This is a genomic window from Flagellimonas hadalis (assembly GCF_007785775.2).
In the GTDB taxonomy this organism is placed as follows: domain Bacteria; phylum Bacteroidota; class Bacteroidia; order Flavobacteriales; family Flavobacteriaceae; genus Flagellimonas; species Flagellimonas hadalis.
On record NZ_VNIK02000001.1, the window covers coordinates 458,731 to 471,973 of the forward strand.

Genomic DNA, 13,243 nt, shown 5'->3' on the forward strand with positions numbered 1-13,243 from the left:
GTTGAATTTTATCGTATGAGGTATCATATTGGCGACCTGGACCAACAGAAATTGCTTGACCTGTACACCGGGATGCTCAAACCCCGAATGATTGAGGAAAAAATGCTGATCTTGCTGCGACAGGGCAAGGTTTCCAAGTGGTTCAGCGGCATTGGACAAGAAGCCATTTCTGTGGGTGTGACCCAAGCCCTGAAGGAGGATGAATACATTTTGCCCATGCACCGCAACCTTGGGGTCTTCACTTCCAGGAACATCCCCTTGAACCGATTGTTCGCGCAATGGCAAGGAAAGCAGAGCGGTTTCACCAATGGCAGGGACCGTAGTTTCCATTTCGGCACCCAGGAATATAAGATTGTGGGCATGATTTCCCATTTGGGTCCCCAATTAGGGGTGGCAGATGGTATCGCTCTGGCCGATATGCTTCGCAGAAAGAAAAGGGTTACTGCTGTTTTTACGGGAGAAGGGGCCACCAGTGAAGGCGATTTCCACGAAGCGCTCAATGTGGCATCAGTATGGAATCTGCCTGTGCTCTTTTGTATTGAAAACAACGGCTATGGACTTTCCACGCCCACCAACGAACAGTACAATTGTGAGAATTTAGCGGACAGGGCCAAAGGCTATGGCATGGAGTCCCGCATCATAGACGGCAACAACATTTTGGAAGTGTATGCCAAGGTGGACGAGCTCTGTAAGGCCATTCGAAAAAGACCAAGGCCCATACTTTTGGAGTTCAAGACCTTTCGCATGCGCGGGCACGAGGAGGCCAGTGGCACCAAATATGTTCCGGAAAAGTTGATGAAAGAGTGGGAAAAGAAAGATCCCATTGCCAATTATGAAGCTTTTTTGTTGGAAAATGGATCGCTGTCCGAAGAAAATATAGAACAGTTAAAAGGCAGTATTTCAGATGAGATCGATGAAAATTTGAAACTTGCTTTTGACGAACCATCGATTTCATTTAATGAAACCAAAGAGTTAGGTGATATTTACCAACCATTTGACTATCAAGAAACAAAACCAAAAGAAGAGACAAAGAATATCCGCTTTGTTGATGCCATTTCGGAAGGATTGGAGCAATCCATGTACCGCCACAATGAACTGATCCTGATGGGTCAGGACATTGCGGATTACGGTGGTGTCTTCAAGATTACCGAAGGTTTTGTGCCCAAGTTTGGGAGGAGCAGGGTACGTAACACACCCATCTGTGAATCCGTGATTGTTTCCGCGGCCATGGGGCTTTCCATCAACGGTATGAAGGCCGTGGTGGAGATGCAGTTTGCCGATTTTGTGAGCACGGGATTCAACCCCATTGTGAACTATTTGGCCAAATCACATTACCGCTGGAACGAAAAGGCGGATGTGGTGATCCGCATGCCCTGCGGGGCAGGAGTAGGGGCTGGACCCTTCCATTCGCAGACCAACGAGGCCTGGTTCACGAAGACGCCGGGGCTCAAGGTGGTCTATCCTGCTTTTCCCGCAGATGCCAAAGGATTGTTGAACACGGCCATCAACGACCCAAATCCTGTATTGTTCTTTGAACACAAGGGACTGTACCGAAGTGTGTATGGCGAGGTACCTTCCGATTATTACACGCTACCTTTTGGCAAGGCCAATTGGGTACGGAAAGGCGAGGCCATTTCCGTGGTCACCTATGGTGCCGGGGTGCATTGGGCCATCGAAGTATTGGAAAAACATCCAGAAATCGATGCGGATCTCTTAGATTTGCGTACACTTCAACCTCTGGATTTTGATGCCGTCAAGACTTCTCTGAAAAAGACGGGAAAATTGATCATTTTGCAAGAAGACACCCTTTTTGGGGGCATTGCGAGTGACATTTCCGCCATGGTCATGGAAGAATGTTTTGAGTATTTGGATGCCCCCGTAAAGCGCATTGGCAGCCTGGAAACACCGGTTCCCTTTGCGAAGGAACTGGAGGCAAACTATCTGCCCAAGAAGCGGTTCGAGGCAGCTCTATTGGAATTGTACACGTATTGATTTGCAGCCATTTAATCATTTTTTTGATGGATAAAACAACTTTATATTGACCCATTTCGTATCTTTTATTGAACATTAACTTTAAATCTTATGGTAAAACGATCATTATTATTCGTCGCAATAGCAAGCCTTTTGCTTGTTTCCTGCTCCGTATCCAAAAGTGCCCGCTCCCAAAGGGATATTTTCAGCGGTACGTGGAATTTGGACAATGTGTACTACGAAAACAATTCCGGCAATTTCAAGTCGGTCATCTTCAACGATGCAGAGGACATCTGCTTCGAGGACAGTGAATGGTTCTTTAGGGACAACAACAGTACGGGAAGGTACACCATCAAACAGAGTTCCCTCTGCCAAGGTGGCGACCGTTTTTTCCGGTGGTCCGTAGTGGAACCCACAGCCAATTACTCCAGCCAATTACAATTCAAGTTCATCGATGAAAACCGCAAGGACATTTCCGGAGGTTATGGATATCGATTGAACATCGTCAGCCTTACAGAGCAGGCCATGACCCTGAAATCCAACGTATCCGTGGACGGACAGCCCGTGACCGTAGTCTATGAATTTTCAAGAAAATAAAACAATATGAAACCGACATGACCAAAATAATCTTTAGAGGCATAGTGCAATGATTATTTTGGTCATCAAAGGTTCCATGTGACCATTGAAAAAACAATAAAAATAAACACATGAAAAATATCCTATTAAAAAGTACAACCGCATTCTTGGCCCTGAGCCTTATCCTGAGCTGCGATGCCGTGAAAAATGCAAACAACACCCAAAAAGGTGCCGCTATCGGTGCCGGGGGTGGTGCCGTTATTGGCGGTATCATCGGGAACAATGTTGGAAAAGGAAATACGGCCCTAGGCGCCATCATCGGTGCCGTGGTCGGCGGTGCGGCCGGTGGCTATATCGGTAACCGCATGGACCGTCAGGCCGAGCGAATCGAGGAAGAGATCCCCGGTGCAGAAGTGCAACGGGTGGGAGAGGGCATCAACGTGACCTTCAGTGGAGAGAACGGTGTCTATTTCGATACCAACAAAGCTGATATCAAAGGTGCTTCTGCCACTACCTTGGACAAATTGGCCGGAATTTTCAAGGAATATCCAAAGACCAACATTCTGGTGGAGGGCCACACGGATTCCGATGGTGCCGCAGAGTACAATTTAGGACTTTCACAACGCAGGGCACAGGCCGTGACCAACTACTTGGTGAGCAAGGGCATCTCCAGTGGCCGATTCACCACCAAATGGTACGGTGAGGACCAACCCATTGAAAGCAATGATACAGCCGCTGGCAAAGCCAAGAACAGAAGGGTGGAACTGGCCATCGTTGCCAGTGAGGAACTGAAACAAGAGGCCTACGAGGAAACCAACAATTAATGCATCACACCGATGACGTTTGATCTAAAGGCCCGGTGCAAATGCATCGGGCCTTTTTGTTGGTAGAAGTTGACGAAACCATTAAATGAAAGTTAATCCCGATCCAACTATCACCGTTATTTCGTAACTTAATGGACACAAGCAACTTCCTATCCCTAAACACTGCGCCATGGAGCATATCAGTTCAAAGAACACCTACCACAAACAAGAGTTGCTGATCCGCATGGAACGCAACCACGAGGTCATCCAACGGCTGTCCAAAAAGCTATGTTCGTACACCTACGAACCCAAATGCCCCTCCAGCTTTGAGAAATACAACGACCTAAAGCGAAACTTCAAGCTGTTTGAAAAATACCAAAAGAACCTCATGGATATGATCCACAGAAAAAAAGCTGGTGCCGTTCAGGGTCTTGAGCGGGAGGTCCAGCTCCATCTGAAGCGCTTTAGGGAATTGGAAGCGGACATTGCCGCCTATTTACTGGACACCTTGGAACATTCTTGATTATTACTTTCCACTCGAAAAAATGACCAATTATTTTAATGTAAAAGATGCCCGTAAAGTATTTTTTACTCCTACAAACATCCGTAATATTGCAGGGCCATAAACTTGCGCTGGAATGGGAAAATCCTCTACATCCGTCTTGGTCATCCTTGCTTTTTTTGCCATCTACGTGATCTGGGGATCCACCTATCTCCTGAACAAGGTGGCCGTGCAGGAACTGGAGCCTTTTATGCTGGCTTCTTGCCGGTTCACCACGGCCGGAATCTTGATATTTATTCTGGCCAAGATCATGGGCATCCCCTTGAGCATCACCAAAAAACAGCTGTGGAACACGATTATTGCCGGTATCCTTTTTCTCAGCTTCGGGAACGGGGTAGTGGTGTGGGCCCTGAAATATGTGGACAGCGGGTTTGCCGCTTTGGAGATTTCCGCCCAACCGCTCATCATCCTATTGCTGATGCGGGTGCTGCAGGGCAAAAAGATACAGCCCATGTCTGTCATCGGGGTGATCCTGGGCATTGTGGGCATCTATTTGTTGGTGAGCCAGAAACAGATCATCGCCAAGGAAGAATCCATCACCGGTATGGTCATGATCTTCTTTTGTATGTTGAGCTGGGCCTACGGCAGTCTTTTTGTGGCCAAGGCAGACCTCCCCAACAACTATTTTGTGAACACCGGCTACCAAATGTTCACCGCCGGAATCACCTTGGCCCTGATGAGCTTGGCCTTTGGCGAAACCTGGTCGGCACCGCTCAGTTGGAGTGGGGGCGTGCAGCTCTCCATGGTTCTGCTCATCGTTTTCGGGAGTATTTTGGCCTTCACCTCGTTCAATTATCTGTTAAAAGCGGTCTCCCCTGAAAAAGTGGCCACCTCCACCTACGTCAACCCCATTGTGGCCCTTTTGTTGGGCTGGTATTTTTTGGACGAACAGATCACGGCCCAATCCATTATCGCCGCCACCATTCTGCTCACGGGCGTTTATTTCATCAACACCAAAAAGACGCTCGCCATTTTTGAACGCTTCAAACGTTAATGTTTTCGGAGGACTCTGGGAAATGAGCCCGAGAATCCGTATTTTCAACAGGCTTAATCCTTTGATGATGAAAACCCGGACAACATACGGCTTTGCCCTCTTGATGCTGCTTGCCATGGCTTGCGCCTCAGGACCTAGGTCACAGGCCACTCCGGCCGAGTTGGCCGCTTTTGAGAAATTGATCTCCGATAAAAGTTTCCAGATAGATGCCAGTTGGGCGCAGCCCATGGCCAGCCAAGGGCTGAACAGCATTGCCAATGCAGGTCTGTTGCCACGTGGCAGCACGGCCAGCAGAATAGATATTGGCGGTTCCGGGGGATACCTTCGTATCGTGGGAGACAGCGTCATGGCCGATCTTCCCTATTTCGGGGAACGGCAGATGGGTGGGGCCTACAATCCACAGAAAGGCGGTATCCAATTCAATGCCATTCCCAAGGAGTTCACCTTAGAACCCAACAAAAAAGGAGACGGAAAAACAGTACGCTTCAACATCACGCATGACCAGGAGGCCTATCGGGTGATTGCCCAGATCTATCCGTCCAATTTTAGCTCCATCACCATTGCCAGCACCCACCGCACCACAATTTGGTACCAGGGAACCGTTTCCGAATATAAACGGGAGAAGTGAGTAGGTCAAATTACCAAGCACCATATTCTAAATACCAAATTCCCTATTCCTGATATCAAATCCCAATCACCTGAAACCACAGACTTGGAACGGCACTGGGCAAAAAAATACCAGTCTATTTTCTATTTTCTATGTTCTTTCGTCTTTCGGACACGAATGGCACAAATGCTCACGAATAAATGTTCCGACTTCTGACTTCCGACTCCCGACTCCCGACTCCCGACTCCCGACTTCTGACTTCGGACTCCCAACTTCCATCTTCCATCATTTTGTCTTAGCTTTATGGGTTTAGAAACCAAAAACACCTATTCATTCCCATGAAGATGAACCATTTGCCCAAAAGCTCCATTTTTTTACTGATGCTTTCCCTCGCCGTGCTTTCCTGCAACGGCAAAAAGAAAGGGGACAACCAAGAAAATGCCGATGAGAAGACCCAACAGGAAACGGATACGTCACAATATGAGGCCTCCCTGCCCTTGGACCGCCTAAAACTTCCCAAAGGCTTCCAGATTGAGATTTATGCCGAAGGCATTGACGGCGCCCGTTCCATGGCCATGGGCGACAACGGGACGCTTTTTGTGGGCACCCGAAACGAGAACAAGGTCTATGCGCTGCGGGACGAGGACGGTGATTTTTGGGCCGAGAAAGTGTTTGAGGTGGACTCGGACCTGGAGCAGCCCAACGGGGTCGCCTTTCGGGATGGCTCCTTATATGTGGCCGCTGTCAGCCGCTTGTTCAAATACCCAAACATTGAGCAACAATTGGCCAGTCCGCCCGAACCCGAACTGATCTATGACGATTACCCCACAGAGTTCCACCACGGATGGAAATACATTGCCTTTGGCCCGGACAACAAACTGTACGTGCCCGTGGGCGCGCCCTGCAACATCTGCGACCGTACCGATGAGGACGAGCGCTTTGCCACCATCACCCGAATGGATGCCGACGGCAGCAACCGCGAGATCGTGGCCCGTGGCGTGCGGAACACCGTCGGCTTTACATGGCACCCGGACACCAACGAACTATGGTTCACCGATAACGGTAGGGACATGATGGGCGACGATGTGCCCCCCTGCGAACTGAACCGCCTCGCCGAGGTGGGCCAACACTTTGGCTATCCTTTTTGCCACGGGGGCACCATCAAGGATCCCGAATTTGGCGATAAGCGTCCCTGTTCCGACTTTGTGGCTCCCGTGCAGGCCTTGGGCGCGCACGTAGCACCCCTCGCCGTCAAGTTTGATACGGGCAGCATGTTCCCGGAAAGTTACAAGGGCCATGCCTTTATTGCGGAACACGGCTCTTGGAACCGCGCATCCAAATCCGGCTATCGGGTCACTTTGGTGAAACTGGACAACAACAAGGCGGTGAGCTATGAGCCCTTCATTGAAGGATGGTTGGACGAGGAAAGCCAAGAAGCCTTTGGCCGCCCGGTGGACCTGTTGTTCTTGAAAGACGGATCGCTATTGATCTCCGACGATGTGGGCGACGCCATTTACCGCGTCACCTACAAGGGCTAGACCCTTCATAAAAAATCTCCTAAGTACTTGGGAAATGGCCTTTCCTCCATTTTCCAGGTACTTTTTTGATTGTCCCTGTCCGAGACCTCCAAAAAAATATGGGTCGTGCCATGGTCACCTTTCGAGACGATGCGCTCCAGGCTGTAGGTGAGGTCACCATCCTCGAACACATATTCGGTCTTGTCCAAACTGGGACTTTCCGTACACTTTCCATTGCGGATGACCAAGCTGGGCCTTTGCAAGATCCCCCTGGGCTTTTGCCAGCAGAGGTAGCGGATTTCGCCGTCCGTGTGTTCATCCACCCTAATGGTATAATGCTGGTTGTGGCACAGGATCAGAAAGCGTTTTATGCTCGGGTCTTGGGGAAGAATGGCTCTTGTAGGTTTAAGTTTGGTTTGGGCTTTTATTGAAACGGCCCTTACCGTCCCGTATTGTGCTAGATCTTGTTTCTTTTCCACCAGCGGGCCCCGTGGAGGAATCCCAATAGGTAAACAATGAATGCGATGAGCACCAAACAGATTTTCTGTAAGAGGTTTATGGTTTCCAGAGTCGTCATTTTCTTAAGTTTTGGGCTAAACTAATTGTTGCGTAGGATTTTTACGCATCCAATTGACGGATGACGGGTTTGAATTGACGGATGGGGGATTTGGGTTGATGGATGGCGCAAACTCGGTGTGCAGATTTTTCTTTTTTTTTTGGTTCTGGGATTACAACAGCACAATGCGTTGTTTCAAAAAGTATATATTGGAGGCCTTAATTTGTCCCAAATGCAAGAAATTGACCGACTTATTGTTCAAAAATTGTTGAATTCCAATGAATTGGAGTTGACATCGACCCAAAAGGCATTGTGCCTGCCCATCCTACAACGGATATATAAAAAAATGAAACTTGGAATACAGTTTGATGGCGTAAAAGTGAAAAATTCACGAATTGTGGATGGTCACCATAGATACATTTGCGCCCAACTCGCAGGGGTCAAAATCGAGTATATGGAGTGGGAAATCGCAAAAGGTGCCCCTGACCATGAATGGTCCAAAATGAATATAGTGGAGGAAGATTATGAAGATAGTGACCAAATCAAGGAACACCATAAAAGGGATGCCGAGTTGAACGGTGTGGACGAAAGTATTTTCAAGGATTTGTGAAATATGAATTAACTTTGCAATATGTTGATATTATTGGACATAGACGGTGTAATGGTTCCCAACAGCAACTGGAAAAGGCCCGAATTTGAAGATGATGGTTTTCCAAGGTTCAGTAGCAGGGCCACCAACAGCCTTCAGAAAATTATTTCTGAAACAGGCGCAGGGATTCTATTGACCACATCGCACAAGTCCAATTATCCCATAAAAACATGGCGGAACATTTTTTCCACCCGGGGACTGGACAACGTGAGCATCCAAAAACTCAGGACAAACACCTTGCAGATGGACCGAAAGGAAGAGCTGATACGATGGTGGAACAACAGGAACGAAGATCACTTTGTGATCATTGACGATGACAAGACCCTGAACAGCCTGCCGGCCCCCATAAAGGCCAAACTGGTGCAGCCCAGCGCCACGGTGGGGCTTAACGAAGAGCTGGCCGATACTGCCATACAGATTCTAAGATCGTAAAAAGAAAGATCCGTCAGTTCGAGTGCATTTTCACCGCAAGGTGCAGAAAATGTGTATCGAGAACTTTATAGACCCGCTTTTTGGCGGGTTTTTTGTTTCGCCCCAATAAATAACCTGATCAAGACCACTGGGCTACCGGAACTGTATGTACCGTAGGTAATTTATAGTTGTAAGAAGATTAAAAAAGGAGGGGCGAAGGGTCTTCCTTTTTAATATCAAGAATTAATTATCTTCCTTCTTCATTAAGGATAAGTCAAGTAATGGCAGGGTAATATGGCGCATTTCAGTATTAACAAGTTTAGCTGCTAACATTCCTCTTATTCCTCCAATACTAATATTTAATAATTTTTTCATGAATTCATCGGGTGCAGTTACTTTACCGTCATCATTCACAATATCATCAATCTCTGGAGTTTTGAATATAGATGTGCTTTTTATTCCAAATAATCCTTGAGTATCCGCCTCACCATCAATTATCAAGTAGCTATCAAGCTCTAATTCAACTTTAATTAGCTTCTCATCTATATTAGTAGAAGAAACAATATTCAAGCGAAACTCTAAATCTCTTTGTTCAATTTCGGATGGTTCAATCTTATCTAAATCTTGGATATAGAAGCCGCTCGGAGTGCATTCAATAATTTGAACCTTAATGGATTTTTTCTTGGACTTGTTTTTTTTCTTTTTAGCAGTCATTATTTGCATTCATGATTTGTTTGGATATTTTCAAAACGCTAGATGTTTCTGGAGTAATCTCCACAGCGTCCTTATATCCAGATATAATAAAATCCGCTAAATATTCTTCGACTTCATTTTTAACTACAGTTGTCATTGCAATGGAAGAAAAAGAAAAAGATTCTTGAACACGAAAAAGACCATGATAAATTGTGCCTTCAGTTGATTTCATTTTTTCAAGCTCTTCAGTAAGCTCATTTATTTTTTTCTCATATCCTAAAATTTTTAAGGAATAGGGAACAAGAATTTGTCTATCCAAGGCTTTTTCAATCTTGGTAATTGTTTTCAGAGTAAAATTATGAAGGCCGGTTAACCACTTACTTATCTCAGATTCAGACTTGTTGAGCATTTTTGCTAAATCCGCAGGGCGTAAATTTTTCTCTTCCAAAATAAGATGAATTTCATTGGCGATATGCAATGAACTTACAACCTCATCTTGAATATCTTGAGGAATGTTTTTTAATGCATTTAGATATGCTTCAGAAGCCATGTTTTATTTCTTGTATGTTAATTTGAATGATTTACTTCTTTTCAACATTTTACCTTTGATTTGTAGATGTCCATCCGATAACATTTTTTGAATCTGTGAGGCAATGTTGGATGCGAATTGAAACTCTTTCCAACACGACGGGCTATCTCTAGTGGCGTCACTCTCCTTAACACCACCATTTACCAATATAACGATTTCAGGACTTAGTAATATACAGTAAAGGCGTAAATGCATATTTTCTTCGTCGATTTGTTTATCGATACTACGAATTAAGGTAGTGGGTGGGGGTAATGCTTTAGCATTGTCTTCGGGTCTAAAAAATCTTGATTCTGCTCCATATTTCTCTCCGATTTCGGCTAGCCACATTTTAATATAGTTTATACTTTTAGAATGTCCTGGTTGATATTTGTCATAGAACTTTTGTAATTCTTGAATATCATCTTCGAACTTCAAAGTATAATATCTGACTTTGGTGAAGTCTAGATCTTTTCTCATTACTATCTTGACCTCCGACTTCACTTATAAGTTAACTGTGTAAAATTAGTTTTATTTTCCAAACTGGCAAATATATCATAGAAACTATAGCAAATCCTTAACTTTCAGGTGACTGAAAACTTAGTTAATTGTTAAAAATAGTAATTTTTAGGACTTTGAAGAATTTTTTGAATACGGTATCGGAAATAAGCTACAACCCCCCAATCACCTTCAAACTCAACCCCGTAAGTTCTTTAATAGTGGTATCGTCATAACCTTTTGCCTTCATCTTTTTGGCAAACCTTATTCTCTCCTCTTTTATAGCCCGTTTTTTCTCGGTATCAATCTTAAACTGTTCCAATTCCTGCTTTTCGGGGCCCATGATCTCAAACAGTCCACTTTTGCGTAGTTCGTCCATCACGCCCTGGTCCCCAAAACTGGTGTAGTCGGTCTCGGTGATCACCAAATGGTCCAGCACTTCTATCTGTAGCAGTTTGCCCGCCTTTAGCATATGGTCGGTAAAGAGGATGTCGGCATCCGTCACCTTGAGGTTGCCGCTGGGGTGGTTGTGCACCAAAATGAGCTGGGAGGCCAGTTTGTAGATCGCCATGCGGAACACGTCGGGCGGGTCGGCGTTCACCCGGTTGTGCGCGCCCAGGCCAATGAGCTCCACAAACAGCACCTTGTTGGCATGGTTGAGGCCCACCACCCAAAAATGCTCTTGGTTGCGGCGTATCTTGTTCTCCCGCAGCAACACCTGTTGCATGATCGCATAAATGTCCGTGGAGTTCAGCACTTTGATCCGTTGTTCTTTGGTAAGCCGTACGTTCATGGGTAGGTGTTTGTAAATTTTGGGTAGGGGAAAGGTAGTCCAAGCTTTTGAAAAAAACAACAATGGCCTTGGGGTATACAAAAACCGCCCCCACAAATCGCAAGGGACGGTTTCAGACGGCAACAATACCGTATCGCGATGCCATTCAATTTCTGCACCCGGGCCTCAAAGTTTTTGAAGTTTTGGCATGCACGGGAAAAAAGAAAGTGTTTGGAGTGATGGTGGGGGGAAGGACAAGGGTCAAACCAAGGTTTGGCCCTTTGTTTTTTTCGGAATAGGGCCATTTCGGGAAAAATGTCCAAGAGGATGTGACGTTTGTCCATTTTATCCCAGCAGGCCGCACCGCAACTTTGTGCCATCAATTATTTACTAATTAAAAAACAAAATTATGACACGTTTACAAGCACTAGATCCAAAGGAGGCCACCGGACAAGCAAAGGAGTTGTTCAACGGCATCCAGAGCAAATTGGGAATGGTTCCCAACATGATGCGCACCATGGGGAATTCCCCAGCCGTGTTGCAAGGGTACCTCAACCTAAGTGACGCACTGGGCAAAGGTTCCTTGGGTGGTCGATTGGGCGAACTGATCGCCTTGGCCGTGGCCGAAGCCAACAGTTGCAATTACTGTCTGTCCGCCCATTCCTTTATCGGGGAGAAATTGGTCCTCATTGATACCGATACCCTGCACATGGCCCGCGAAGGGAGAAACAAGGACCCTAAAATTGCCGCAGCGCTGTTTTTTGCCCAAACCTTGGTGGAAAAACGTGGAAGGGTAGGTTCCGAAGATGTTGACACCGTTAAAGCTGCCGGCTATACCGACGGCGAAGTGGGTGAGATCGTGGCACATGTGGCCTTGAACGTTTTTACCAACTATTTCAACAACACCGCCAACACCGATATCGATTTTCCGGTAGTTGAAGCGGAAACCGTTTGATCCAGTAATCACAAGTCCAATCCAAAATCATGAAAACAATGAAACAATTATTTCTATTGGCAATGGCCCTGGTGTGGGGAATTGTCGCACAAGCCCAAGTTGATCCCGTTGGCAAGGATGGCGTAGCCATTGGCGGGTATGATGTGGTATCCTATTTCTCTGGCGCGGCCAAACAGGGCAACAAAACCTATGCCGCCAAGCATGATGGGGCAACCTATTACTTTGCCAGCAAGGCCAACAGGGCCAAATTTGCCCAATCGCCCAGCATGTACCTGCCCCAGTTTGACGGGTATTGTGCCTGGGGTGTGGGTGAAAAGCAGGCCAAGTTTCCCATTAACCCAGAAACCTTTGATGTGATCGACGGTAAACTCTATCTGTTTTTCAATGGCGATTTCAATGGGGAGCCTTTTAACACCTTACCCGATTGGAGTGCACGAACTTCCGAATTGAAGAAGGCGGCCCACGCCAATTGGCCAAAGGTCAAAAACAGCAAATAATTTGTTAAGGGCAGGTTGAAGTTTCAGCTTGCCCATTTTTCATCTTAAAAACCAACACAATGGCAATAGAACAGAAATTTCCGCTACCTCCCTTTACCGAGGAAACGGCCCGAGAAAAAGTACAGTTGGCCGAAGATGCCTGGAACAGCCAAGACCCCGAAAAAGTATCCAAAGCCTATACCGTGGACACGGAGTGGCGCAACCGCTCCCAATTTGTGAACGGTAGGGAAGAAGTGGTCGCTTTTTTGTCCGACAAGTGGAAAAAGGAAAAAAACTATAAATTACGAAAGGAACTATGGGCCTTTACCGACAATAGAATAGCGGTTCGTTTTGAATACGAATACCAAAATGCCGAAGGAGCTTGGTTCCGCGCCTATGGAAATGAGAATTGGGAGTTCAACGAGCACGGCCTTATGCAAAAACGTTACGCCAGCATCAACGACTTGCAGATAACCGAAGCCGAAAGACGACTTTAATAAATCAATGTGTCAGGTTGAGCCTGCCTTTGTCAGCAGACAGGCGCAGTCGAGACCTCATTTTTGAGCTGTTGGGATTAATGACTTCCCGATAGCTCCTTCGCCTGCGCTCAGGATGACAGCTCGAAGTGACATATTCAA

The 13,243-nt window shown here is 46.4% G+C and carries 17 protein-coding genes; 12 read left to right on the forward strand and 5 right to left on the reverse strand.

All coding sequences use genetic code 11. The features are described 5' to 3' along the window. Positions 1–15 precede the first annotated feature (15 nt). The 7 genes from FOT42_RS01930 to FOT42_RS01960 all read left to right on the forward strand — a co-directional run bounded on the left by FOT42_RS01930 (position 16) and on the right by FOT42_RS01960 (position 7,051). Positions 16–1,992: an alpha-ketoacid dehydrogenase subunit alpha/beta gene (locus FOT42_RS01930; protein WP_151888881.1), complete on the forward strand. Its 1,977-nt coding sequence runs from the start codon at positions 16–18 to the stop codon at positions 1,990–1,992. 132 nt (positions 1,993–2,124) lie between these two features. After that, positions 2,125–2,568 carry a lipocalin-like domain-containing protein gene (locus FOT42_RS01935; protein WP_226789770.1) on the forward strand — a complete coding sequence of 148 codons (444 nt, stop codon included), beginning with the start codon at positions 2,125–2,127 and terminating at the stop codon, positions 2,566–2,568. A gap of 110 nt (positions 2,569–2,678) precedes the next feature. After that, positions 2,679–3,371: a YiaD family glycine zipper/OmpA-like lipoprotein gene (locus tag FOT42_RS01940; RefSeq protein WP_151888883.1), complete on the forward strand. Its 693-nt coding sequence runs from the start codon at positions 2,679–2,681 to the stop codon at positions 3,369–3,371. Positions 3,372–3,540: 169 nt separating this feature from the next. Next, positions 3,541–3,873 (forward strand): hypothetical protein, encoded by a 333-nt coding sequence (locus FOT42_RS01945; protein WP_151888884.1) that lies wholly within the window; start codon positions 3,541–3,543, stop codon positions 3,871–3,873. Positions 3,874–3,988: 115 nt separating this feature from the next. After that, positions 3,989–4,906: an EamA family transporter gene (locus FOT42_RS01950; RefSeq protein ID WP_151888885.1), complete on the forward strand. Its 918-nt coding sequence runs from the start codon at positions 3,989–3,991 to the stop codon at positions 4,904–4,906. 67 nt (positions 4,907–4,973) lie between these two features. Next, a complete protein-coding gene (locus tag FOT42_RS01955; RefSeq protein WP_192938302.1) occupies positions 4,974–5,534 on the forward strand; it encodes a DUF4251 domain-containing protein in 561 nt (186 codons plus the stop codon). 317 nt (positions 5,535–5,851) lie between these two features. Next, the gene (locus tag FOT42_RS01960; RefSeq protein ID WP_151888887.1) at positions 5,852–7,051 is read left to right on the forward strand and encodes a PQQ-dependent sugar dehydrogenase; all 1,200 of its coding nucleotides are present in this window, start codon (positions 5,852–5,854) and stop codon (positions 7,049–7,051) included. 5 nt (positions 7,052–7,056) lie between these two features. Here FOT42_RS01960 and FOT42_RS01965 read toward each other — a convergent pair whose 3' ends face one another. After that, positions 7,057–7,509: a hypothetical protein gene (locus tag FOT42_RS01965; protein ID WP_151888888.1), complete on the reverse strand. Its 453-nt coding sequence runs from the start codon at positions 7,507–7,509 to the stop codon at positions 7,057–7,059. Positions 7,510–7,818: 309 nt separating this feature from the next. Between FOT42_RS01965 and FOT42_RS01970 the strand changes: the two genes are divergently transcribed. Together FOT42_RS01970 and FOT42_RS01975 are read left to right on the forward strand one after the other, a co-directional pair. Then, positions 7,819–8,196: a hypothetical protein gene (locus FOT42_RS01970; protein WP_151888889.1), complete on the forward strand. Its 378-nt coding sequence runs from the start codon at positions 7,819–7,821 to the stop codon at positions 8,194–8,196. A gap of 21 nt (positions 8,197–8,217) precedes the next feature. Then, on the forward strand, positions 8,218–8,667 hold the full coding sequence (locus tag FOT42_RS01975) for an HAD domain-containing protein (RefSeq protein ID WP_151888890.1): 450 nt from the start codon (positions 8,218–8,220) through the stop codon (positions 8,665–8,667). A gap of 222 nt (positions 8,668–8,889) precedes the next feature. Here the strand turns inward: FOT42_RS01975 and FOT42_RS01980 are convergent, their stop codons facing one another. The 4 genes from FOT42_RS01980 to FOT42_RS01995 all read right to left on the reverse strand — a co-directional run bounded on the left by FOT42_RS01980 (position 8,890) and on the right by FOT42_RS01995 (position 11,195). Beyond that, positions 8,890–9,360 (reverse strand): hypothetical protein, encoded by a 471-nt coding sequence (locus FOT42_RS01980; RefSeq protein ID WP_151888891.1) that lies wholly within the window; start codon positions 9,358–9,360, stop codon positions 8,890–8,892. Then, complete coding sequence (locus FOT42_RS01985) at positions 9,350–9,889, reverse strand: helix-turn-helix domain-containing protein (RefSeq protein ID WP_151888892.1); 540 nt, start codon at positions 9,887–9,889, stop codon at positions 9,350–9,352. Before FOT42_RS01985 ends, FOT42_RS01980 begins: the two co-directional genes overlap by 11 nt. A 3-nt stretch (positions 9,890–9,892) precedes the next feature. Further along, entirely contained in the window at positions 9,893–10,384 is a 492-nt protein-coding gene (locus FOT42_RS01990; protein WP_151888893.1) for a hypothetical protein, read from the reverse strand. 190 nt (positions 10,385–10,574) lie between these two features. Beyond that, on the reverse strand, positions 10,575–11,195 hold the full coding sequence (locus FOT42_RS01995; RefSeq protein ID WP_151888894.1) for a JAB domain-containing protein: 621 nt from the start codon (positions 11,193–11,195) through the stop codon (positions 10,575–10,577). A 388-nt stretch (positions 11,196–11,583) separates the two neighbouring features. Between FOT42_RS01995 and FOT42_RS02000 the strand changes: the two genes are divergently transcribed. The 3 genes from FOT42_RS02000 to FOT42_RS02010 are packed head-to-tail and all read left to right on the forward strand — an operon-like array spanning position 11,584 to position 13,102. Next, complete coding sequence (locus FOT42_RS02000) at positions 11,584–12,129, forward strand: carboxymuconolactone decarboxylase family protein (protein WP_151888895.1); 546 nt, start codon at positions 11,584–11,586, stop codon at positions 12,127–12,129. A gap of 38 nt (positions 12,130–12,167) precedes the next feature. Continuing rightward, positions 12,168–12,626: a YHS domain-containing (seleno)protein gene (locus FOT42_RS02005; protein ID WP_151888896.1), complete on the forward strand. Its 459-nt coding sequence runs from the start codon at positions 12,168–12,170 to the stop codon at positions 12,624–12,626. A gap of 59 nt (positions 12,627–12,685) precedes the next feature. Beyond that, positions 12,686–13,102 (forward strand): nuclear transport factor 2 family protein, encoded by a 417-nt coding sequence (locus FOT42_RS02010; protein WP_226789771.1) that lies wholly within the window; start codon positions 12,686–12,688, stop codon positions 13,100–13,102. Positions 13,103–13,243 lie beyond the last annotated feature (141 nt).